Here is a 22323-nt window from a genome sequence, read left to right on the forward strand (position 1 = left end):
GGCGGACCATACATTTTTGTGCCTGATGAACAGGCCTTATTAGACTAAAGTCTACTAAGGTCTGTTCATCGTCATAATGCTGTTGTTTGGGGAGGGCCTATGACTCAGAAATGGCTGCCAAGGTTAACGGTTATTAGCCTGTTCCTACTGGGGTTTCAGGTGAGTGCATTGTATTTCCTGCTGGCGGTGTTGCTGCTCAATACCCACCACTCTGATATTTTCTGGTAGCTAGATATTGGCTTTTATCATGTCTAGCGCCCGCTGAGAGTGTGCTTTCATTAGCGCCAGAGCTTGGTCACTGTCGCGATCCAGCACGGCTTTCATCATCATCTCATGCTCGCCGTTGTCATTGTAGCGTTCGTCGTAATGGCGCTGGCGATTGACCCAAATGTGGCGGTAGCGTTGGATTTGCTCATAAACCTGATGGTATAGACCAAGCATCGTCGGAGACTGGCTGCCGGCCAGCAAGGCCAGATGGAACTCGCTATGGCGCATTTCCCATTCGTTGAGATCGGTGCTGTCGTCGGCGGGGTTGAGTCGGTTGAGTTTATGGTAGCTGGTGATGATGTTGATTTCCCATGCTTCGTCACCGAATTGGATCGCGCGTTCCAGCAGGGTTTGGCTGAGGATTTGGTTGGTGGTGTACAGATCCTCGAGTTCAGTGGTGGATACCGGTGCGACCCAGCAGCCCTTCTGCGGGGCAAAGCAGACGTACTTACGCCATGATAGTTGGACTAGTGCCTCTCGGATCGGCGACGCCCCGACTTGGTAGCGTTCTTTGAGCTCGGCGACAACCAGCTTTTGGCCAGGGGGGAGAGAGCCGGAAAGAATATCTTGACGGATAATTTCCATCACTTTATCGGAAAGGGTTGGGGTTGGCACTGGACTCCTCACTATAAACAGCGAATTCCCAAGGGGAATGTATCGTGGCAAGAGTATACTTAGAGGTGTCGGCAGTATCGAATGTTATCTTATAAAAGTGTGAATTATCCCCCTAGCAATCGATAACGATTTACTTGTTGGGTTTTTTAGCTACTTTATGGTCATTGATCAGAGAACTATTTGTCAGGTATCGCTGCTTGCCGAATATAAAAAACGGGAGCCAGTTGGCTCCCGTTTTGTGTTCTGTGTGGACTGTGGTTGATTACAGTACGTGTACAGAAGCAGTGTTGGTTGTGCCTGATGGTACAAGAGCACCAGAAACCATAACAACGATATCGCCTTTAGCGCCTAGGCCAGTTTCCAGAGCCAGTGACTTACCGCGAGTGTAGAAATCGTCAGTGCTGTCGATTGCATCAACAACTACAGGTGTAACACCCTTAGTTAGTGCTAGCTGAGCAGCAGTCTTAGTGTTAGTAGTAACAGCTAGGATGTTTGCAGTTGGGAAGTACTTACGTACAGAACGTGCAGACTTACCGGCTTCAGTTGCAACAACAATCAGAGGAGCGCTTAGCTTCTCAGCTGTGTCTACAGCACCTTTACATACCGCTTCAGTGATGCGTAGGCGTGGGCTGTCTAGGCGAGAACCTAGCTCAGCACGTAGTGCCTTGTCAGTACGCTCACAGATTTGAGCCATGATGGTTACAGCTTCGATTGGGTATTTACCCTTCGCTGATTCACCAGATAGCATAACTGCGTCAGTACCATCCATGATGGCGTTAGCTACGTCACCCGCTTCTGCGCGAGTTGGACGTGGGTTCTTGATCATTGAATCAAGCATCTGAGTTGCAGTGATAACGACTTTACGTGCACGGTTACACTTCTCGATCATCATCTTCTGAGCAAAGATTACTTCTTCAACTGGGATTTCAACACCTAGGTCACCACGAGCAACCATGATACCGTCAGATGCTTCTAGGATTGCGTCGAAGTTATCAACACCTTCCTGGTTTTCGATCTTAGAGATGATCTGGATCTTCTCGCCGCCGTTTGCGTTTAGCAGTTCGCGGATTTCTTTTACGTCTTCAGCCTTACGGATGAAAGAAGCAGCAACGAAGTCAACGCCTTGCTCACAACCGAACTTAAGGTCAGCTTTGTCTTTTTCAGCAAGCGCTGGCAGGTTAACAGATACGCCAGGAAGGTTAACACCTTTGTTTTCGCCTAGGTCGCCGTTGTTCAGTACCTTACACTTAACTTCTGTTTCAGTTGTTTCCAGTACTTCCATCTCGATTAGGCCGTCATCCACAAGGATGGTGTTGCCTTTCGCTAGGTCTTTTGCAAAACCAGGGTAAGTTACCGCTACGCGCTCGCTGTTACCGATTACAGTAGTGTCGGTAGTTAGCGTGAATTCCTGACCAGCAACTAGAGAAACGTCTTGGCCGCCTTCTAGTTTGATAGTACGGATTTCAGGACCTTTGGTGTCCAGAAGAATCGCAAGGTTCTTACCAGTAGTTGCCATTACTTCACGTAGGTTGTTGATACGCTGGCCGTGCTCAGCGAAGTCACCGTGTGAGAAGTTAAGACGCATTACGTTCATACCAGCGTTAGCTAGTTTGGTAAGCATTTCTACAGATTCTGTTTTAGGTCCAATCGTACATACGATCTTGGTCTTTTTCATTGAGAGTGGTCTCCGGACGAACTTTTACCCAAGGGAAATTTGAATCACGGTGTTATACCTGAAAATGCGCATTGGAGAATATTGAAATACGCCTACAAAACGTGCCGTAGTTCAAACATTTGCAACTTACACCTTCATGACAACGGTGATAAAACAAATTTTGTCAAAAATATAGCCTTACAAAAACATTGTGTTGCTTTTGTAAGGCATTTCTGTGCGATCATCGCCAACCTTTAGGCGGCTTATAACTCAAAAGCATAGCGCTTGTACGATCGCTATACACAAAATTGAGTGCTAAACAAGCTGTGTATAGTAGCATAGTTGAACTCTTTGGTCACCTTGTGATAGCGCGCAAAAATTTCTCAATCGCCAAAAGCGAGGGGGGAATTATCTACTTATTTCACAGATTTTTTTTGTTTATTATCAATCTCTGATTAATTTAGGGGCGTGAAATAATTCAATCATCTCAGTTGAACTGGATATCAGTGTAGGGATATTTGGAATTTGTGCGCAATGTGTGCTGTTTGGGTATGGAAGTGAAGCCTATTGGCAGAGTAGAATGCTTTTTACGCATTTTAGTAAGTGGTCTGTGATTTTCTCTGAGAGAAGAACGACATACCTAGCTGATAGGGGCTTTGTGACTAGTCCAGCAATTCATACCGATCCTTTATTCATCGATTCGGCGTATGGGGTTGTTATCCACCGTGATTTCAAACCGCTCTATGTTAATGATGAATATGCCAAATATCTTGGTTTTCAATCAAGCCGGGAGGTTATGGCTCTGCCCAGCATCCTGTCGCTGGTTGCACCTCACGAACAGCAGTTGGCTCGTCAGGCCTATGATTTGGTGATGGCCGGAAAGGCACAACCAGGGGTCAGGACCTATACCAATATCACCCACGGCGGTGCCCCCATTCGAGTGCTGACTATCGACAGTATTGTGAACTGGCAGGGTGAGCCGGCGATGCAAATTATCCTGATAGACTTAAGTGCTCAGGTTGATATGCAGCGCCGTCTTGCGGCCAGCGAGACCCGTTACCGCGGTTTGGTGGACGGGTCGATTCAGGGCATCGTGGTGCACAAAGATTTCCAGCCATTATTTAGCAATCAGGCGTATGCCAACATCCTGGGGTATCCCAGTATTGACGCCTTGCTGGGTTGCTCGTCGTTATTGAACCACATCCATCTGGATCGGCAACAGCAGGCATGGCGCGACAATAACCTGCTGCTCAGGGGGGAGGTTGACTGTATCCGTGCCGAATCCCAGTGCATTCGGTGTGATGGCAGTTACGTATGGCTGAGCATGATATCGAGCCTCGTCGACTGGAATGGCGAGCGAGCGGTACAGGTAACCCTGATGGACATTACCGAGCAGTACCAACTCCGCCAGCAGTTGGAGTTCCGGGCCAATCATGACGGATTGACGGGGGGATACAACCGCCAGGCGCTCGGTGAGCATTTTCAAACCATGTTGGAGCAGGCCTGTGGCTGTGGCGGCGGACTGTGCTGCGTATTGGTGGATATCGATAATTTCAAGCGGGTCAATGATCGTTTTGGGCACCAGGCTGGTGACGAGGTACTGAAAGCCTTCTCGAGCCGTTGCCTTGAGGTGCTGCCGGAGCATGCTCTGTTTGGCCGTTGGGGGGGCGAGGAGTTCCTTTTGTTGTTGCCGATGTGCTCGACAGCTGAAGCGGTTGAGATGGCCAATGTGCTGTGCAATAGGATTGCGGATCAGGCCGTGAATGTCGACGGTATGTCGATCGGTTTTACCATCAGCGCAGGGGTGGCCGGAGTAGATGCCAACTTGGATTCGGTAGATATGCTGTTACTGGCCGCTGATAGGGCGTTGTATCAGGCGAAGCGGAGTGGGAAGTCGCGAGCGATTGCCTATGGTGGCTGCGAAGCGGTGATGTAGCCTGTATAACACGGTTAGAAAAGACAAAAGGCCGAAGTGGTGATTAACCGCTTCGGCCTTTCTATATCTGGTGGCCCCTGACAGACTTGAACTGTCGACCAAGCGATTATGAGTCGCCTGCTCTAACCACTGAGCTAAGGGGCCAGTGTGCGGGAAATTATATGGGATGGGATTTGCCTTGTCTAGCGAATAAAGTATTTGTTTTGTTTGAATATTAAGCACTCAAGGCAGAGTGTGACGGCGGTCGGTAATCATGGTGGGGTTGCGTACGGGTATAAAAAAACGGGCCTGATGGCCCGTTTTTACAAGAAGTGCTATGACTTACTCGTCAAGGAAGCTGCGCAGTACATCTGAGCGGCTTGGGTGACGAAGTTTGCGTAGCGCTTTTGCTTCGATCTGGCGGATACGCTCACGGGTAACGTCGAACTGCTTGCCCACTTCCTCTAGGGTGTGGTCAGTGTTCATATCGATACCGAATCGCATACGCAGTACTTTCGCTTCACGCGGTGTCAGTCCTGCCAGTACCTCGTTGGTCGCTGCGCGAAGGTTGGTCGCGGTCGCGGCATCCATCGGTAGCTGAAGCGTAGTATCTTCAATGAAATCACCTAGGTGCGAATCTTCATCGTCACCGATAGGGGTTTCCATCGAGATTGGCTCTTTGGCAATTTTCAGTACCTTGCGGATCTTGTCCTCAGGCATCTGCATGCGCTCTGCCAGCTCTTCCGGCAACGGTTCACGGCCCATCTCCTGAAGCATCTGGCGAGAGATACGGTTCAGTTTGTTGATGGTTTCGATCATGTGTACCGGGATACGGATAGTACGAGCCTGATCGGCAATCGAACGGGTGATAGCCTGACGGATCCACCATGTTGCGTATGTCGAGAACTTGTAACCGCGTCGGTATTCGAACTTGTCGACAGCCTTCATCAGGCCGATGTTACCTTCCTGGATCAAGTCAAGGAACTGAAGGCCACGGTTGGTGTACTTCTTGGCAATCGAGATAACCAGACGCAAGTTCGCCTCAACCATCTCTTTCTTCGCGCGGCGAGCTTTCGCTTCACCGATAGACATACGGCGGCTGATGTCTTTGATACGCTCGATAGACAGGCCGGTGTCTTGCTCTAGCATACGCAGCTTAAGCGCGCAGCGGCGAAGGTCTTCTTCGTACTGCTTCAGGCGTTCAGCATAAGGCTTGCCTGAGTTCAGTGCTTCGTCGATCCACTCGGTCGATGCTTCGTTGCCGGCAAAGAGGTTGACGAAAGTTTTCTTCGGCATCTTGCTGTTGTCAACACACATACGCATGATCAGGCGCTCGTTGGTGCGCACCTTGTCCATAGAATCGCGAAGTGAGCTAACCAGTTTGTCGAACTGCTTAGGGATCAGTCGGAACTGTTTGAAGATGTCAGAAAGCTCTTCAATAGCTTTGATAGTTTCAGGATCTTGACGGCCACGAGAGTCAATCGCCAGTGCCATCTTCTCGTAGGAGACACGCAGTTCGCTGAATTTCTCGCGGGCTACTTCAGGATCGATGCCAGCATCATCATCAGAGCTGTCATCGTCATCGCTGTCATCGTCGTCGTCGTCTTCAAGATCTTTGTCTTCGTCTTCCAGATCGGTTTCGCTTAGCTCGGAGCCGATGTGGGTTGCCGTCGGTGCCGCCGTCTCTTCGTCGTTAGGATCAACGAAACCAGAGATGATGTCGGTTAGGCGTAGTTCGTCGGCTTCAACTTTGTCAAATTGCTCAAGCAGGTGGGCGATTGCGGTTGGGTATTCGGCCACAGAACACTGAACTTGGTTGATACCGTCTTCGATACGCTTGGCGATGTCGATTTCGCCTTCACGGGTCAGTAGTTCAACGGTACCCATCTCACGCATGTACATGCGCACTGGGTCGGTAGTACGGCCGATTTCACTTTCCACGCTGGAAAGCGCCTGGGCCGCAGCTTCAATCGCGTCTTCGTCCGCATTGTCTTCTGTCATCATCAGATCATCGGCATCAGGGGCGGTTTCTACCACCTTAATACCCATGTCATTGATCATCTGAATGATGTCTTCCACCTGATCGGAATCGACGATATCTTCCGGTAGGTGGTCATTTACTTCGGCGTAGGTCAGATAGCCTTGCTCTTTGCCCTTGGCAACAAGCAATTTTAGCTGTGACTGCGGATTTTGCTCCATAGACGATATCCAACTTAGGGTCTGATTGAGATGTTAGTATGCAGAGATGCAAACCAGTAATTATAACAAATGTCTTAATTGTTGACTACTTACTAGCCGGGACGGTTGAGTATGAGTAACTGCAATTCCCGCTTCTCTTCGACTGATAAGCCGATGGTTCTCGATTTAGCCTGCAACTTTTCGATTTGTTGTTTGACGCACTGATCGATAACTTTATCCATCGCGTCCAAAAATACATCTAGCGTATTGTCCTCATCCTTGTTGAGGGGAAGCTCCCACGCGGCCAATCGGGCCAGCATGGCTTCGCTATTGCTTCCGCGCCAGTTCTCAAGTAATTGGCCTGTTCTGATATTGGGGTTGCTGCGGCATTTTTCAACAATAGATATCAATAAATTTAGTCCAGGCACCTCGATCCCTTCAAATGCCGCCATATCAAATTCGAGGCTGTTAACGAATTCTGGGTGCTGGATCAACAACGCGACCACCTCGCGCATCGGTGTGCGTTTAATTTCCGGTTGGCCTGCTTTTTTGGTGCTTTCGCTTCCCATTCGGGAGATCAACTGCTGGAGCTGGCTCTCGTCGGGCAGGCCGAGCTTCTTGCCCAGCATTTCGCGCAGATACAGGCGCAGCGTCCCGCCGGGTACTTTCTCTATGAGCGGTACGGCGAGGGTGCTGAGCTTGGCCTTGCCTTCGTTGCTGCTGGTGTCTACCTGCTGGAGCAAGGTGGTGAACATGAAATCGGACAGCGTCATTGCCTGATCGATTTGCTGCTCGAAGCCCTCGCGGCCGTACTGGCGGATATAGGTATCCGGGTCTTCGCCGTCAGGCAAGAACATAAACTTCAGCTGGCGGCCGTCATTGAGGTACGGAAGTGCCTGCTCCATTGCTCGCCACGCCGCATCGCGGCCGGCACGGTCGCCATCATAGCAGCAAACCACGGTACCGGTCTGGCGAAACAGGGTCTGGACATGGTCGCCGGTGGTCGAGGTGCCGAGCGAGGCGACGGCGTAGTCGACGCCGAATTGTGCCAGCGCGACGACATCCATATACCCTTCGACCACAAGCAGGCGTTCTGGTTCACGATGGGCTTGCAGAACCTCGTACAAGCCGTACAGTTCACGCCCTTTGTGGAAAATAGGGGTTTCGGGTGAGTTGAGGTATTTCGGCGTACCGTCACCCAATACCCGGCCGCCAAAGCCGATGACACGGCCGCGGCGGTCGCGGATAGGGAACATCACCCGGCCACGGAAGCGATCGTAGCGGCGGCCGTTGTCATTTTCGATCAGCATGCCTGCGGTCACAAGCATCTGCTGGCTGTCCATATCACGGCCAAAGCGCTGGCGCACCAAGTCCCATTGGTCTGGTACAAAGCCGATCCCGAATTTCTGGACGATTTCACCCGAGAGGCCGCGGCCCTTGAGGTAGTCAACCGCGACACCGCCATCGGGGGTACGGAGTTGGGATTGGTAGAACTGGCCAATGTGGGCCATCATCTCGTACATCCCGAGCTTTTCTTTGGTTCGGGCTTCAGGCCGCCCGCCGCCACTGCCTTGTTCGCGAGGGACTTCTAGCCCGACTTGTGAGGCGAGCTCTTCAATGGCTTCGACAAACTCAAGCCGATCGAACTCCATCACGAAGTCGAGGACGTTACCGTGCGCGCCGCAGCCGAAGCAGTGGTAGAACTGCTTTTCCTGGCTGACGGAAAAGGAGGGGGTTTTCTCGTTATGGAACGGGCAGCAGGCACCGAAATTCTTGCCCTGCTTTTTCAGTTTTACCCGGGCATCCACAATATCTACGATGTCATGCCTTGCGATGAGATCATCGATAAAAGATCGTGGGATTTTGCCTGCCATAGCGTGTGCGGTACCTGAGAGTCAGTGGATGATGGGCCAAACCAAAGGGCTCGCTGGGGAGGTAGCCCTTTGGTTTGGCGTACAGTGTAAAAAGTCTGGAGCTAGAATACAAACAAGCCGCGCATTCCGAAACCGGATAGCACGGCTTGTTGCAGAAATAGGGTGTGGATTAACCTAGCTTGGCTTTCACCAACTGGCTAATTTTACCCATATCGGCACGACCCTGAACTTTTGGCTTAAGCTCCGCCATCAGTTTGCCCATGTCCTGCATGCTGGCAGCACCGGTAGCAGCAATAGCCTCATCCAGCAGAGCAACGATTTCATCATCGCTTAGCGGCTGTGGCATGAACTCTTCCAGTACGCTGATTTCAGCAAGCTCGACATCAGCAAGATCCTGACGATCTGCCGCTTCATATTGAGCAACAGAGTCACGGCGTTGCTTAACCATCTTGGTCAGTACCGCCAGTACGTCGTCATCGGAAAGAGTGATCTTTTCGTCAACTTCGCGCTGTTTAATTGCAGCAAGAGCCAGACGGATAGCACCAAGACGAGGTTTGTCCTTCGCCTTCATTGCCGCCTTTTGTTCGTCTTTAAGACGTTCAATCAGAGTCATAGCACGTTCCTTCTGTTAATCAGTTGATTAGTACAGACGAACGCGACGCGCGTTTTCGCGAGCCAATTTCTTCAGGTGACGCTTAACAGCCGCTGCTTTAGCACGCTTACGTACAGTAGTAGGCTTTTCGAAGTGTTCACGACGACGTACTTCTGAAAGGATACCTGCTTTTTCGCAAGAGCGCTTGAAACGACGTAGTGCTACGTCAAACGGTTCGTTTTCACGTACTTTGATTACTGGCATGTAATACTCACCTCAGAGTGATTCATTAACGCTGACGTTCAAAAAGTGTCAGCTGATTAAAAATGGTGCGAAATTCTAATCTGATCTGGGGGCGTTTGTAAAGCATTCTGCATCCCCGAACTGGTTAATTTCTGTCAAGGGCGGTAGTATTGCCCTCAATTACCATAAGTATAGAGGTTGTTATGCGTATACTGGGCATCGAAACCTCCTGTGACGAAACAGGTGTGGCGATTTTCGATGATGAAAAAGGCCTGCTGGCACACGAACTTTACAGCCAGGTAAAACTGCATGCTGATTATGGTGGTGTGGTGCCGGAATTGGCCTCGCGCGACCATGTGAAGAAAACCATTCCGCTGATTAAAGAGGCGCTGAATGCGGCTGGCCTGACCCCGGCTGATCTCGACGGCGTCGCTTATACCGCGGGACCGGGCTTGGTTGGCGCGCTGCTGGTTGGCGCAACTATCGGTCGTAGTTTGGCCTATGCATGGAACCTCCCTGCAGTGGCTGTTCATCACATGGAAGGCCATTTGTTGGCCCCGATGCTGGAGGATAATCCGCCGGCATTTCCGTTCGTGGCGCTGCTGGTTTCTGGCGGCCATACCATGATGGTGGAAGTGAAAGGAATTGGTGAATATCAGATCCTCGGCGAGTCGATTGACGATGCCGCCGGTGAGGCATTTGACAAGACGGCCAAGCTGATGGGGCTGGACTATCCAGGTGGTCCGCTGCTGTCTCGCTTGGCCGAAAATGGTACGCCGGGTCGCTTTACCTTCCCGCGTCCGATGACCGATCGTCCGGGGCTGGATTTTAGCTTCTCTGGCCTGAAGACATTTGCTGCCAATACCATTCGCGCCAATGATGACGACGAGCAGACTCGCGCCGATATCGCTTATGCGTTTCAGGAAGCCGTGGTGGATACCTTGGCGATCAAGTGCAAGCGTGCCCTGAAGCAAACTGGCTTCAAGCGCTTGGTGATTGCCGGTGGCGTGAGTGCCAACAAACACCTGCGCGCACAACTCGAAGAGATGATGCGCAAGATGAACGGTGAAGTGTTCTACCCGAGGACAGAGTTCTGTACCGATAACGGGGCGATGATCGCTTATGCGGGCATGCAGCGTTTGAAGAACCAGGAAACGATGGATCTTGGTGTTAAAGCCTTCCCTCGCTGGCCAATCGACCAGCTAAAGCCGATCAAGTAATGCTTGTGGCCAAGGGGTAGTTGATCCGAATTTGGCCGTGTCAAATCCGCATCAGGAAGGGTCTTTGTGGGACTCGTTACTGGTAGAGGGTTTGGTACGGCTGAATTTTGTCCAGATCTTGCTCTCGCTTCCCTCCAGTAGCCGCCGGAGATTGTCATGGTGGCGAAATACAATTAGGCACGATAGCATTGCCACCGGCAGGGTGTATTCGGGCTTTACCCACCAGGTGAACAGCGGTGCGGCCAGTGCCGTGACCATTGAGCCCAACGACGAATAGCCAGTGACCAGCACGGTCAGCAGCCAGGTGCCAATTAGCAACCCGCTCAGATCCCATCCAATCGGTGCCAGTGCGCCGAGGGCGGTGGCCACCCCTTTTCCGCCCCGGAAATGAAAGAAGATCGGATAGATATGCCCAAGGCAGGCCGCAATGCCGATAAAACCGAGCAGGAACGGGTTGATGCCGAGGAAGTAGCTGATCCAGACTGGGATCATCCCCTTGAGAATATCGCAGACGAGAACCGCAGCGGCGGCTCCCCGTCCTCCCAAACGAAGGACATTGGTGGCGCCGGGATTGCCGGAACCTGACTCGCGGGGATCGGGTAGGCGGCACAGGCGGCTGATCAGCACGGCGCTGGAGACTGAGCCCAGAAGGTAGGCCCCGATGATGATCAGGAGTACGAGTGGTGTCATGCAGTGATCCGCTTGCTGGCGCCGGGGCGCTTTTGGTGTCCATTTTGTTGATTACACGTTGGCCAGTTTCCTGTGTTATAGTGCTGGCCGCAGCTCATAGGCAACCTGATGAGCTTGTAAATCAAAGCAGTAGTATATCGTCGTTTCCGACCTGATAATACGCGTTATTGCTCAAATTTGGTATCCGACCACTAGTACGAATTAGCGATTGAACATGGACTCAGTATTTATCGAACAACTTGAAGTCATTGCCACTATCGGTGTTTATGACTGGGAGCAGGAAATCAAGCAAAAACTGGTGCTTGATTTGGAAATGGCTCACGACAACCGCCCAGCTGCGCAAAACGATGACGTGATGTTGGCCTTGGACTACGCGGCGGTCAGTGAGGCGGTGACGACTTTCATTCAGGAAGGGCGTTTCTTGTTGGTTGAGCGAGTGGCCGAGGAAGTGGCTGGCTTGATTATGTCTCGCTTCGGCGTGCCTTGGATTCGGGTCCGGGTGACCAAGCCGGGTGCAGTAGCCAATGCCCGCGGGGTCGGGGTTGTCATTGAACGGGGTAGTCGGTGACCACGGTTTATATCAGCCTCGGCTCGAACATCGAACGGGACTATCACTTGCGTCAGGGTTTGCTGGAATTGGCCGCGCTGGGGCAGGGAATGCGCGTCTCTACGGTCTACGAGGCCGAGGCGGTTGGCTTTGACGGACCGCAATTTTTTAATTGTGTGGCTGCCATCGAAACGTCGCTGTCGCTAGATAGCCTCTTGCAGGTATTAAAGCAGATTGAACTGAAGTACGGGCGCGAGCCGGATGCAAAGAAAAATCAAAGTCGTACACTGGATCTCGATGTCTTGCTTTACGGTGATGAGGTTCGCGAGGAGTATCCGGTTCTGCCGCGCAGTGACATCTACAAATTTGCTTTTGTTCTTCAGCCATTAATGGAATTGGCTCCGGCACTGGTGCTGCCCGGCGATGGGCGTACCGTGGCGCAGCTATGGCACTTATCGAGTTTTGAGCAGGCACTGTGGCCTGTGGATAATTTTGTTGTGTAAGGATTGTTATGACGACCTTTGAAGCTTTCGCGCTGGCTCTTATCCAGGGGTTGACCGAATTTCTGCCGATCTCCAGCTCGGCGCATTTGATCCTGCCGTCAGCGATACTGGGCTGGGCCGATCAGGGTCTGGCATTTGACGTGGCGGTGCATGTGGGCACTTTGATGGCAGTGATTGGCTACTTTCGTAAGGAAGTGGTCGCCTTGTTGTCGGCCTGGTTTGGCTCGATCTTCAAGAAGCAGCATTCAGCCGAATCAAAATTGGCCTGGATGATCGTGATTGCAACGATCCCGGCCTGTATTTTCGGCCTGTTTATGAAAGATATCATCGAGCTCTACCTGCGCTCGGCGTGGGTGATCGCGGTGACGACTATCGTGTTTGGCCTGTTGCTATGGTGGGTGGATGTGCGTGCCAAACAGACCGACGACGAATACCAGGCTGACTGGAAACGCTCGTTGTTTATCGGGCTGTCGCAGGCGGCCGCGATGATCCCGGGGACATCGCGTTCTGGAGCGACCATGACCGCTGCGCTCTACCTTGGTTTTACCCGTGAGGCGGCAGCGCGCTTTTCGTTCTTGATGTCAATCCCGATCATTTTGCTGGCGGGCGGTTATTTGGGGATGAAGCTTGTTAGCAGTGGCGCTCCAGTACAAGTTGATACGCTGGCGATCGGCATTGCGGTGTCGTTTGTCAGCGCCTATGCCTGTATCCACGTATTCCTTAAATTGGTAACCCGATTGGGGATGCTGCCGTTTGTTATTTACCGTTTGTTGCTCGGTGGTGGCTTATTGGCATTCCTGATGATGCAGTAAGTTTCACGGCAAGCAAAAAGCCCGGCATCATGCCGGGCTTTTTTGTGCTTGTTAGCGGCCCTATGGGCTCTTAGCGCAGGGTGGTAAGAGCTTGTTCGACGGCGGCTGTGCGGCGGATGGCTAGTTGATCCTTGATATCCTTGCCTTTGAAGCCTGCGTCGATAATCGGTTTTACTTCGACTTCCAGAGCGGCGGCGAAAGCGCCTTGGAGGATTTCAGCCTGTGGGTAGGGGGCGGTTTCGAAACCGGTCCGGCCTCGTACGTCGGCGAGGCAGCAGGTTGCCAGCTGGGCAACCCGCTCCGGTTTGCGCCAGGCATCGATCTGGTCGAAGATCTTGATGAAGGTAGCTGGGCGCAGGATATCGGCATTGTGGATCTTGGTGTGCTGGGCGCAGACCATCAATGCAGTATCTCGGTAGTCGTTGGGGACTCTCAGGCGCTGGCAGAGCGTCTTGATTGCCCCAAGCCCAGTTTGGCAGTGCAGCTTGTGGCTCGGCCATTCTTCTTCCGGGGTGAGCGCCTTGCCCAGATCATGGACTTGAGCCGTAAAGCGGATCACGGGATCATCACTTAGCAAGGCGGCCTGCTCGGCAACGAGCAAGGTATGGATGCCACAGTCGATCTCCGGGTGCCATTTTTCAGGTTGCGGCACGCCGAAAAGATTGTCGATTTCAGGCATGATCACCCCTAGCGCGCCGCATTGGCGCAGTACCCTGAGGAAGATCTCAGGATTGGCGGTCTGGAGCGAACGTTCCCACTCCTGCCATACGCGCTCTGGGGTCAGGGCTGCCAGCTCACCGGCTACGACCATGTCTTGCATCAGAGCCATGGTTTCTGGGGCAACGGTAAATCCGAGATGGGCAAAACGCGCGGCAAAGCGTGCGACACGTAGCACGCGGAGCGGATCTTCGATGAAAGCGGGTGACACATGGCGCAGGAGGCGCTGTTGCAAATCGTGCTGACCGTTATAGGGATCGATCAGGGTGCCGTCGTCAGCCTTGGCGATGGCGTTGATAGTCAGGTCGCGGCGCATGAGATCTTGCTCAAGCGTCACATCGGGTGCCGAATGGCAAACAAACCCGGTATAGCCTTTGCCTGACTTGCGCTCGGTTCGGGCCAGGGCATATTCCTGTTTGTTTTTGGGGTGGAGGAATACAGGGAAGTCGCTGCCGACCTGAGTGTAGCCTTGTTCCAGCATTTGTTCCGGGGTCGCGCCGACTACCACCCAATCCTGATCTTTGACGCTCAGTCCAAGAAGGGCGTCGCGAACGGCCCCGCCTACCAAATAAATTTGCAATGTATTCCCCTTATGCACGACAGATATGACACAAGTATATCAAAACAGCAGCTTAGCACGAATCCTGTGAGCAACGTGCCAAGCTGACCAAGAGAGGCAGGTGTCTGTCTGGAAAGGGCTATACAATGGTATAAGTGACAAGTAACGTTAAGTATAATCAACCCATGTTCCAATCAAGAGATACGATGGTATGTATAGGGATTTCTACGGGATATCGGAGCCCCCCTTCTCAATTGTTCCCAGCGCGCGTTTTCTTTACCTGAGTGAGCGCCATCGCGAGGCGTTGACGCATATGCTCTCCAGCTTGAGCGGCGGGGGCGGTTTCGGCTTGCTGACGGGGGAAGTGGGCACCGGGAAAACCACGGTTTTGCGGGCGCTGGTCACCCGGCTGCCGCAGGAGACTCAGGTTGCGGTGATCCTTAACCCGTCCTATACCACGCTGGAGCTGCTGGCGAGTATCTGTGATGAGTTCGGCATCTCGTACCCAGAAAGTGCGACGGTCAAGCAGATGACTGACGCTATTTACCAGCACCTGCTCGATAACCATAAAAACGGCACCCAGAGCCTATTGCTGATCGATGAGGCCCAGCACCTGATGCCGGATGTGCTCGAGCAGCTACGCCTGCTGACCAACCTCGAAACCGACAGCATCAAGCTGCTCAAGGTGGTGTTGGTTGGCCAGCCTGAGTTGCAGCAGCTATTGCAGCAGGAGCGTTTGCGCCAGCTGGCGCAGCGGATCACATCCCGTTATCACCTGCTGCCCCTGACTCAAGAAGAAGTCAGCGAATATATCAACTACCGTTTGCGGGCGGTTGACTGCCTGCATAATGTGTTCAGCACTGCCAACAACCAGATCATTGCCAAGGCGACGGGGGGGATCCCGCGCTTGATCAATCTTGTCTGCGACAAGGCGATGCAGCTCGGTTTCCAGCGCAGCATGCACCAGATCCCGAAGGAGCTGGTGGAGCAGGCCTGTCAGGAAGTGCTGGACTGGCAGTTGCCGACACTCAAGTCGGTGGAGACGAAAAAGCAGGGCAACAAGCGCTTTATGCTGCCATTGGCTGCCGCGGTGGCTGGTGTGGCGGTACTTGGGGCCGGTTACGGCTTGGCGCTATGGTCTGGAGATGACAAGCAGCCCGACAGCGCCGCGAGTGTGTCCGTACTGCCTGTGGTTGCGAGCCAGCCAGTGTCGCCGACTCCCGCTGCTGTTGTGGCGGAAGCCGTGCAGGATATCGTCGCTCAGCAACCGAGCCTGCCACTCTATGATCCGCGCCAGGCTGCGGTGAATTGGATGCATCTGGTGAATCAGTCCGCCTCCGAGCGGCATGCGATGCAGTCGCTATACCGGATGTGGGGCTATGACACTCAGCTGAGCCAAGCCAACTGTGAGTCAAGCGGCCGTGTTGGTTTGAGCTGTTACAAGGGGCAGGGTGATCTTGAGCAGCTAGGGCTGATTAACCGGACTGCCATCTTAACGCTGACGGAGCCCGGTGGTATCCCATACTATGCGATTCTGTATGCGGTGCGAAGAGATAGCGTTGAGCTATTACTGGCTAACCAACGGGTATCGGTGAAACCGGAGTGGCTTGCGGCCCGATGGGATGGGGAATACACCTTGCTGTGGCGTCCGCCGCTTGGAGACAAGGGGGCGATCCGCTATGGCCAGCAGGGCCCCCGGGTTCGTTGGTTGGATGATCAGCTAAGTGCCTTGCTGGGTGTCCAGCAAAGCCGTGATGACATTTTCGGCCAAGGCTTGCTGGAGAAGTTGCGACGTTTTCAAAAGGCCCAGGGATTGTCGGTGGACGGTATTGCCGGGCCGCGTACCTTGATGGTGGTCGATGCTGCTATGAACCTGCCGGGGCCGACCTTGCAGCCGCAAGCAACGGCGCAGGAGCCGCTGGATAATTCGCAGCAGTTGCCTGTCGAGATCACGGCAATGGCCTACCCGGTACTTGATGCTGAGCCATTGCCATTGTACAGCCGCTTGGTTCCGCTGGAGCCATCATCGACCCCGCAAGCTCAGGCTGCTGGACAGACAGGGGCTGAGCCTCCGGCTCTGATCAGCCATCAGGCCGATCAGAGTGGTGATGAGGGCTGGGATCTCAATGCGATTGATTACTCCGATATGTCACCGGAGTTGGCATCTCACCTGAAGTCGGCGATTGCCGCAACCAGTGATGGGGAGCTGCCTGCAGAAGAGCCGGTGGCGGTAGAAGAGAAGGCGAAGGGTGCCGATACGATTGATATCGCGGATTTGCCCGTTGCGGTACAGAACAGGATCCCGACGCTGAACTTCCAAACCCATATTTACTCGTCGAATAAGGAGAGTCGCTGGGTGAAGGTTAATGGCAAGGAGGCTTTTGAAGGTGACAGTATCGCCCCAGGGGTGTTGCTGCGCAGCATTGAGCCTCGCCGGGTAGTGTTCGACTTCGAGTCGTACCATGTGTCGATGCCGGCACTTTCTGAATGGTAGTCACCCAGTTCCGAATAGTAGTCACTAAGTGACAAGGCGAAATAAAAAAGGCAGCCGCGAGGCTGCCTTTTTGTATGCGGGGATAGCTAGGTTAAGCCCAGCCGTTGTTGCGCTTGCGACGGCGCGGGATGATATGTGGCAGTAACAGGCCAAATAGCAAGCCACCGCCGGCAACCATACCGCCGTAGGTGAACCAGCGCATCAGCAGGTCATCTTTCTGAGTATCAAGCTTGGCACGCAGTTCGCGAATTTCGGTCTGGGACGTCATCAGCTGCTCGTTAAGGTGGCTGCTCTGGGTCTCCAGCTCGGTGATTTGCTCGGTGCGCATTTGCAGTGTGCTCTGCAAGGTTGCCGTTTTCTCATCGCCAGATTGCAGCGCATCAGCTAGCTGCGCCTTGACTTTGGTCAGTTCGTTTTCCAGCGCAGGAACGCGCTCTTTAAGACCAACCTGCTTAGAAATGAAGTCACCGTTAACCCAGCCAATACGGCCTCGGTCGTCACGGATTTTACCAAAACCGGTATCGCGGTTGGTTTCCAGCAGGGTAACTTTGGTTCCCGCATTGACACTGCCGATGATCCGGAACTGGGTGCTAGGGCCTTTGTGCATATAAGTAAACAGGTTATCGGAGATATACCGGGCCTGCTCTGCTTTTGCTGGCATGGTTGCCATGACGCAAGCAAATAATAGTAAGCTGATTAACTGCTTCACAATCTGATTCCTTGGGAGAGCCTGTTTTTCTTAAGATGACAAAGTCTAAAAACTTTGTACGGCGGGTTCAAGAAAAGAGGGAGGCACTGCCTCCCTCTTTTTGATCTCGAGCCCGATTTGACGTTAATTAACCGAACATTGCTTGCATTGCGTAGAAGAAGATCACTGCCAGTAGGGCACCTGCCGGCAAAGTGATAACCCAAGACGCAACGATATTGCGGACAACACCTAGGTTTAGGGCTGCAATACCACGGGCAAAGGCAACACCGATCACACCGCCCACAAGCGTTTGGGTGGTTGAAATTGGCAGACCTGTACCTGATGCAAGAACAACGGTTGAGGCTGTTGCTAGCTGGGCGGCAAAGCCACGGCTAGGTGTCAGTTCGGTAATACCGGTACCAACAGTCGCCATTACCTTGTGGCCCATAGTCGCAAGGCCGATAACGATACCGATACCGCCAAGAGGAAGGATCCACCATGCAATGGTTGTTTCCGCAGCCAGCTGGCCAGCACTCTCGACAGTTGCAACAACCGCAGATAGAGGACCGATCGCATTGGCAACGTCGTTAGAGCCGTGGGCAAATGCCATCGCACAAGCCGTTACAACCATTAGCAGGCTGAATACGCGCTCAACACCGGCGTAGCCGTTGCTGTCGACAGATGAACCGTCGTCAGTGTATTTGCGGCTGATGTATAGGTAACCCAAAAGCATTACAATGGCTGATATAGCGATAGAGGCCATCCAAGCTTCGTTGTTCGACAAGTGAAGACCAACGTGCTTCAGACCTTTCTTGATCGTTACCAGTGCGATAACCATCGCAGTGATGAACATGTAGACGGGTACGAAGCGCTTGGCATTGATTAGCGGGGTATCCGTATCAAAAATGAGACGCTGGGCGCTCACGAAAATACCATAGGCGAACAGGCCGGAAATCAACGGTGTGATAAGCCAGCTGCCGACGATGCCTTTTACCGAACCCCATGAAACCGCTTCAGGGCCGACAGAAATACACGCAAAACCAATGATTGCACCGATGATGGAGTGGGTGGTTGATACCGGCCAGCCCATGTAAGAGGCAAGCAGTAGCCAAGTACCCGCTGCCAACAATGCTGACATCATGCCGTAAACCAGTACCTCTGGTTTATCAGCAAAGAAAGACATATCAACGACGCCTTTACGGATTGTGTCCGTTACCTCACCACCGGCAAGATACGCACCCGCAAATTCAAAAATCATCGCAATGATGATCGCTTGCTTAACTGTTAATGCTTTTGAGCCAACAGAAGTACCCATTGCATTGGCAACGTCATTCGCACCAATACCAATAGCCATCAAAAGACCAAAAAAAGCCGCCACCAAAATAATCATGGTGCCGTAGTTAGACAGGATTTCCATTGTAAAACCTTGTTTTTGTTACACTCTTTCGCTATGAGCGCGATAGCATGATTTCAAGACGTGAGCCGACGCGCTGCGCCTGGTCGGCAATAGCACCAACCCACTCGAGAATCTTGTAAAGGAACATCACATCCACCGGACTGTATTGGTCTTCGATGGACATCAGTTGTTGGCGAAGCTTGATCTGCATACTGTCAGTGTCGTCTTCGATCACGTCTAGCTGGTTGATCATTTCCGCAACAAGCGTTACTTCTCGGCCTTTGAAGCCAGTTTCAAGCAATTCGTCGAGCTCGTTGATAACGCGATTTGCTTGGTTGGCTGAGTCCAGACAGCGCTGAACATAGGCAAGGAAGTCAGGGTACATTTCGGAAGGAATTTGCAGTTGGCGACCCAACACTCGGCCTGCGATATCTTTGGCGAGGTTGGCAAGCTTGTCCTGCTGGGTGAGAAGGCCGAGCATGTCAGTCCGGTCGACTGGCATAAACAGACCGCGAGGAAGCTTCAGACGGATCTCTCGTTTGAGCACGTCCGCATCTTTTTCAAGCTGCGATATCTGCTCTCGGAGCGCCGTCGCTTTATCCCAGTCTCCAGCCTTGCAGGCTTCGAAGAAGGGCACGAGAAGTTCGCAACACTCATTTACGCGTGTAACGTGGCGTTGCAATGGTTTTATTGGGGATTTAGCAAAGAGCCCCATGATCGTATTTACTGGCATAGCCGAATAACCTAGAAAGAGCCTAATTGGCGAATTCTTGAGCGATGGTCATTAAGGCGCGCATGTTAACGCATAAGTAAGTATAGGGGAACTAATTTCGATCAAGGTTTTGTTTATATTTCGTGCTTGCCCCGGGACGAAATTGCCAATATCCTTGGTTTGCCACTGTTTATAGGTAGGACTATGGAAACCGAGATAGAACTGAAGTTTTTCGTCTCACCAGAATTTTCCAGTCAGTTATTGCACAAAATTACTGAAGCGAAGATTCTGCAGCAAAGCCGTCGTGAGTTAGGCAACGTCTACTTCGACACCCCAGACCAAATTCTTCGCCAGCATGATATCGGCTTGCGTATCCGCCGTTTTGATGATGTCTTGGTTCAGACATTGAAAACGGCCGGCCGTGTTGTCGCTGGCTTGCATCAGCGCCCTGAATACAATGCGGAAACTCGCAGCAGTTCGCCTGAATTGACCCTCCACCCGGCCGATGCCTGGCCCGAAGGCTTCGATGTTGCTCATGTTCAGCAGCAGTTACAGCCGCTGTTTTCAACCGATTTTGTTCGTCAGCAATGGTTAATTGCGATGCCCGACGGCAGTCAGGTTGAGTTAGCTTTTGATCAGGGTTGCGTGAGTGCCGATGGCAAGACAGATGCAATCTGTGAAGTTGAGCTTGAACTCAAATCAGGCCAGACCGAGGCTCTGTTCGCGCTTGCCCGTGAGCTATGTACCGACGGTGGAATGCGTCTGGGCAACTTGAGCAAGGCGGCCCGAGGTTATCGCTTGGCCGCTGATTATACCGGGGATGCGATCAAGCCGTTGGATATCGTTCCGCTGGCCGGAGACGAAAGTGTTGAGGCCGTGTTGGTGAAAACCCTCGAGCATGCTCTCGGCCATTGGCATTACCATGAGCAGATTTTTGCCGAACGGCAAGATGTTGCGGCGCTGGAGCAAATCCAGCAGGCGCTGAGCCTGTTGCGCCAGACACTCGTGACCTTTGGCGGGATGATCCCGCGTCGAGCCAGTGCCCTGCTGCGTCAGGAACTGCAGTGGCTTGAAGGCGAGTTGGAATGGCTGGGCGAAGCGGCCAGTATTGCCGATTTGCTTGATGAGAAAGGTTATGCCCTGCGTAAGCTGGACAACCGCAAGACGTTGATGAAACAACTTGAAGCTCGCCAAGCTGATTTGCCTGATACCGAAGAGGTGCTTGAGCTGATTCAATCGGCCCGTTATTGCAACTTGCTGCTCGACTTGAGCCGCTGGATCCTCAGCCGTGGCTGGCAGCCGTTTCTTGATGATAAGGGACGCGCCAGATTGGCCGAGCACGTCAAGGACTTTGCCGACCAGAGCCTGGCTCGTTCGTGGCAGGAATTGTTGGATGTGTTCCCTGCTGAGCGCCAGCTCAACCGGATTGACTATCTTGACCAGCAGCCGCGTTTGCTACGCAATTTGATGAGCGGACTGAGCTTTGCCGCGCTGTACGACGAAGACAAGCGCCGGCCGTTCCGAATGCCGTGGCTGGATCTGCTACAGGGTATGGACGACTTGCGCTTGCTTGAGCCTGCTCGTTCCCTGCTTGAGCTGCAAGATGACGAAGAAGATCGCCGTCAGCTCGAGAAATGGTTGGTTCGCAAAGAGGACTCATTGATCCACGCGATGGATCAGTCGCGGGCAATCGGTATTGAGCTGGTTCCTTATTGGCCCTAGTTATCCTTGATCCTTCTCGCTAGTTTGTTCATGGGCCCGGCAATATTTTGCCGGGCTTTATTGTATCTAGGGAGCAGGAGGCGATTTCTGCTCGCCTAACTGCTTTTCGATGGCCTCCAGCCGCTCGATAAGGCGTTGCTGGTTGTCCAGCATCAGGCGCCACTCCTCGGCATGGCGCTTGGCGTCTTTTTCTTTTTGCTGCTCGGGATCGGCGATTACCGAGCTGACCAGTCCCGCAACCATGCCGAACAGCCCGACCCCGCAGATAATGATCACTGCTGCGAGGATTTTTCCCATCGCGGTGACGGGATAGTGGTCGCCGTAGCCTACCGTAGAGATTGTGACAAAGACCCACCACAGCGCATCGCCGGCTTCTTTGATATTGGACTCGGGGACATGGCTTTCGAAAATCAGCATCATTGACGAGCCGACCGAGAGCAGTAGGGTCAGTAGTAGGAAGATACCGGCAATAGTGGTTTCCCTGCGGTTACGCCGAAGCTGGCGGAGGATCTGCTTGCTTGAGTTGAGGAGCCGCAAAACCCGGAATATTTGCAACACTCGGGCGAAGCGGAGCTGTTCGATGACCGGGATGCTGGCGAGGAAGTCGACCCAGTGGGTCTTGATGTATGCGCGCTTGTTGCTGCTGCGTGACCAATCACCCAATAGCTGGCACCAGAACAGCAGGCAGATAAAGGAGTCTATCCCGAACAGCAGATGATAGGCGCTGCTTGCCTTGGGCAGGAAGATCATGGTGGTCACGATAGCCAGCGAGAGGAAGGAGAGAACCAGCGACATTAGGCTTAGCGGATTGAGTTCGTGTTTGACGGCATCAATTTTTTTTGTCATTTAATTTTCGTCGCTCCGGGCCGATAGGTACAATGCAGGGTAATTCGGTGAATGAAAAAATAATCATAAAACAATGGCC

General features: G+C 52.8%; 20 protein-coding genes and 1 tRNA gene. 8 read left to right on the forward strand and 13 right to left on the reverse strand.

Annotation, left to right across the window (positions count from 1 at the left end; all coding sequences use genetic code 11):
• Positions 1–99 precede the first annotated feature (99 nt).
• Positions 100–228 carry a hypothetical protein gene (locus ABT56_RS24610; RefSeq protein ID WP_047880983.1) on the forward strand — a complete coding sequence of 43 codons (129 nt, stop codon included), beginning with the start codon at positions 100–102 and terminating at the stop codon, positions 226–228.
• On the opposite strand, the gene ABT56_RS21535 is transcribed toward ABT56_RS24610, so the two are convergent.
• Positions 229–852, reverse strand: a complete 624-nt coding sequence (locus ABT56_RS21535; protein WP_047880984.1) for an FCD domain-containing protein — start codon at positions 850–852, stop codon at positions 229–231. It lies immediately after the preceding gene.
• Positions 853–1144: 292 nt separating this feature from the next.
• Positions 1145–2557 carry a pyruvate kinase PykF gene (gene pykF / locus ABT56_RS21540; RefSeq protein ID WP_047880985.1) on the reverse strand — a complete coding sequence of 471 codons (1413 nt, stop codon included), beginning with the start codon at positions 2555–2557 and terminating at the stop codon, positions 1145–1147.
• A gap of 637 nt (positions 2558–3194) precedes the next feature.
• Between pykF and ABT56_RS21545 the strand changes: the two genes are divergently transcribed.
• On the forward strand, positions 3195–4472 hold the full coding sequence (locus ABT56_RS21545) for a sensor domain-containing diguanylate cyclase (RefSeq protein ID WP_047880986.1): 1278 nt from the start codon (positions 3195–3197) through the stop codon (positions 4470–4472).
• 68 nt (positions 4473–4540) lie between these two features.
• On the opposite strand, the gene ABT56_RS21550 is transcribed toward ABT56_RS21545, so the two are convergent.
• From ABT56_RS21550 to rpsU, 5 genes are all read right to left on the reverse strand, one after another.
• A tRNA-Ile gene (locus tag ABT56_RS21550) sits at positions 4541–4616 on the reverse strand.
• Between the two features lie 177 nt (positions 4617–4793).
• The gene (rpoD, locus tag ABT56_RS21555; protein WP_047880987.1) at positions 4794–6650 is read right to left on the reverse strand and encodes an RNA polymerase sigma factor RpoD; all 1857 of its coding nucleotides are present in this window, start codon (positions 6648–6650) and stop codon (positions 4794–4796) included.
• Between the two features lie 92 nt (positions 6651–6742).
• Positions 6743–8503: a DNA primase gene (dnaG, locus tag ABT56_RS21560; protein WP_047880988.1), complete on the reverse strand. Its 1761-nt coding sequence runs from the start codon at positions 8501–8503 to the stop codon at positions 6743–6745.
• A gap of 169 nt (positions 8504–8672) precedes the next feature.
• Positions 8673–9116: a GatB/YqeY domain-containing protein gene (locus ABT56_RS21565; RefSeq protein ID WP_047880989.1), complete on the reverse strand. Its 444-nt coding sequence runs from the start codon at positions 9114–9116 to the stop codon at positions 8673–8675.
• Positions 9117–9143: 27 nt separating this feature from the next.
• The gene (gene rpsU / locus ABT56_RS21570; RefSeq protein WP_005301411.1) at positions 9144–9359 is read right to left on the reverse strand and encodes a 30S ribosomal protein S21; all 216 of its coding nucleotides are present in this window, start codon (positions 9357–9359) and stop codon (positions 9144–9146) included.
• Between the two features lie 182 nt (positions 9360–9541).
• On the opposite strand from rpsU, the gene tsaD reads away from it, so the two are divergent.
• The gene (tsaD, locus tag ABT56_RS21575) at positions 9542–10558 is read left to right on the forward strand and encodes a tRNA (adenosine(37)-N6)-threonylcarbamoyltransferase complex transferase subunit TsaD (protein ID WP_047880990.1); all 1017 of its coding nucleotides are present in this window, start codon (positions 9542–9544) and stop codon (positions 10556–10558) included.
• 51 nt (positions 10559–10609) lie between these two features.
• Here tsaD and plsY read toward each other — a convergent pair whose 3' ends face one another.
• Positions 10610–11248: a glycerol-3-phosphate 1-O-acyltransferase PlsY gene (gene plsY / locus ABT56_RS21580; RefSeq protein WP_047880991.1), complete on the reverse strand. Its 639-nt coding sequence runs from the start codon at positions 11246–11248 to the stop codon at positions 10610–10612.
• Between the two features lie 214 nt (positions 11249–11462).
• On the opposite strand from plsY, the gene folB reads away from it, so the two are divergent.
• The 3 genes from folB to ABT56_RS21595 are packed head-to-tail and all read left to right on the forward strand — an operon-like array spanning position 11463 to position 13110.
• On the forward strand, positions 11463–11816 hold the full coding sequence (folB, locus tag ABT56_RS21585) for a dihydroneopterin aldolase (RefSeq protein ID WP_047880992.1): 354 nt from the start codon (positions 11463–11465) through the stop codon (positions 11814–11816).
• Positions 11813–12298 carry a 2-amino-4-hydroxy-6-hydroxymethyldihydropteridine diphosphokinase gene (gene folK, locus ABT56_RS21590; RefSeq protein WP_047880993.1) on the forward strand — a complete coding sequence of 162 codons (486 nt, stop codon included), beginning with the start codon at positions 11813–11815 and terminating at the stop codon, positions 12296–12298. The genes folB and folK overlap by 4 nt, the downstream gene beginning before the upstream one ends.
• A gap of 8 nt (positions 12299–12306) precedes the next feature.
• Positions 12307–13110, forward strand: a complete 804-nt coding sequence (locus ABT56_RS21595) for an undecaprenyl-diphosphate phosphatase (RefSeq protein ID WP_047880994.1) — start codon at positions 12307–12309, stop codon at positions 13108–13110.
• Between the two features lie 70 nt (positions 13111–13180).
• Here the strand turns inward: ABT56_RS21595 and ABT56_RS21600 are convergent, their stop codons facing one another.
• Entirely contained in the window at positions 13181–14407 is a 1227-nt protein-coding gene (locus tag ABT56_RS21600; RefSeq protein WP_047880995.1) for a multifunctional CCA addition/repair protein, read from the reverse strand.
• Positions 14408–14597: 190 nt separating this feature from the next.
• On the opposite strand from ABT56_RS21600, the gene ABT56_RS21605 reads away from it, so the two are divergent.
• Entirely contained in the window at positions 14598–16880 is a 2283-nt protein-coding gene (locus ABT56_RS21605) for an AAA family ATPase (protein ID WP_047880996.1), read from the forward strand.
• 91 nt (positions 16881–16971) lie between these two features.
• Here ABT56_RS21605 and ABT56_RS21610 read toward each other — a convergent pair whose 3' ends face one another.
• The 3 genes from ABT56_RS21610 to ABT56_RS21620 form a co-directional block, all read right to left on the reverse strand.
• Positions 16972–17589: a TIGR04211 family SH3 domain-containing protein gene (locus ABT56_RS21610; RefSeq protein ID WP_047880997.1), complete on the reverse strand. Its 618-nt coding sequence runs from the start codon at positions 17587–17589 to the stop codon at positions 16972–16974.
• 127 nt (positions 17590–17716) lie between these two features.
• The gene (locus ABT56_RS21615) at positions 17717–18985 is read right to left on the reverse strand and encodes an inorganic phosphate transporter (protein WP_047880998.1); all 1269 of its coding nucleotides are present in this window, start codon (positions 18983–18985) and stop codon (positions 17717–17719) included.
• A 31-nt stretch (positions 18986–19016) separates the two neighbouring features.
• A complete protein-coding gene (locus ABT56_RS21620; protein WP_047880999.1) occupies positions 19017–19697 on the reverse strand; it encodes a TIGR00153 family protein in 681 nt (226 codons plus the stop codon).
• 183 nt (positions 19698–19880) lie between these two features.
• Here ABT56_RS21620 and ABT56_RS21625 point away from each other — a divergent pair, with 183 nt between their 5' ends.
• Positions 19881–21398, forward strand: coding sequence for a CYTH and CHAD domain-containing protein (locus ABT56_RS21625; RefSeq protein ID WP_047881000.1), 1518 nt, complete (start codon positions 19881–19883; stop codon positions 21396–21398).
• 66 nt (positions 21399–21464) lie between these two features.
• On the opposite strand, the gene ABT56_RS21630 is transcribed toward ABT56_RS21625, so the two are convergent.
• Positions 21465–22244 (reverse strand): potassium channel family protein, encoded by a 780-nt coding sequence (locus tag ABT56_RS21630; RefSeq protein ID WP_047881001.1) that lies wholly within the window; start codon positions 22242–22244, stop codon positions 21465–21467.
• Between the last annotated feature and the right edge of the window lie 79 nt (positions 22245–22323).

Source organism: Photobacterium aquae (assembly GCF_001029445.1).
GTDB lineage: Bacteria > Pseudomonadota > Gammaproteobacteria > Enterobacterales > Vibrionaceae > Photobacterium > Photobacterium aquae.

Coding starts and splice junctions, on each gene's coding strand:
- tsaD (WP_047880990.1), top strand. CDS start 9,542: ATGCGTATACTGGGCATCGAAACCTCCTGTGACGAAACAGGTGTGGCG.
- rpoD (WP_047880987.1), bottom strand. CDS start 6,650: ATGGAGCAAAATCCGCAGTCACAGCTAAAATTGCTTGTTGCCAAGGGC.
- ABT56_RS21620 (WP_047880999.1), bottom strand. CDS start 19,697: ATGCCAGTAAATACGATCATGGGGCTCTTTGCTAAATCCCCAATAAAA.
- pykF (WP_047880985.1), bottom strand. CDS start 2,557: ATGAAAAAGACCAAGATCGTATGTACGATTGGACCTAAAACAGAATCT.
- dnaG (WP_047880988.1), bottom strand. CDS start 8,503: ATGGCAGGCAAAATCCCACGATCTTTTATCGATGATCTCATCGCAAGG.
- ABT56_RS21535 (WP_047880984.1), bottom strand. CDS start 852: ATGGAAATTATCCGTCAAGATATTCTTTCCGGCTCTCTCCCCCCTGGC.
- ABT56_RS21625 (WP_047881000.1), top strand. CDS start 19,881: ATGGAAACCGAGATAGAACTGAAGTTTTTCGTCTCACCAGAATTTTCC.
- ABT56_RS21615 (WP_047880998.1), bottom strand. CDS start 18,985: ATGGAAATCCTGTCTAACTACGGCACCATGATTATTTTGGTGGCGGCT.
- ABT56_RS21565 (WP_047880989.1), bottom strand. CDS start 9,116: ATGACTCTGATTGAACGTCTTAAAGACGAACAAAAGGCGGCAATGAAG.
- ABT56_RS24610 (WP_047880983.1), top strand. CDS start 100: ATGACTCAGAAATGGCTGCCAAGGTTAACGGTTATTAGCCTGTTCCTA.
- rpsU (WP_005301411.1), bottom strand. CDS start 9,359: ATGCCAGTAATCAAAGTACGTGAAAACGAACCGTTTGACGTAGCACTA.
- ABT56_RS21595 (WP_047880994.1), top strand. CDS start 12,307: ATGACGACCTTTGAAGCTTTCGCGCTGGCTCTTATCCAGGGGTTGACC.
- folB (WP_047880992.1), top strand. CDS start 11,463: ATGGACTCAGTATTTATCGAACAACTTGAAGTCATTGCCACTATCGGT.
- ABT56_RS21630 (WP_047881001.1), bottom strand. CDS start 22,244: ATGACAAAAAAAATTGATGCCGTCAAACACGAACTCAATCCGCTAAGC.
- plsY (WP_047880991.1), bottom strand. CDS start 11,248: ATGACACCACTCGTACTCCTGATCATCATCGGGGCCTACCTTCTGGGC.
- ABT56_RS21605 (WP_047880996.1), top strand. CDS start 14,598: ATGTATAGGGATTTCTACGGGATATCGGAGCCCCCCTTCTCAATTGTT.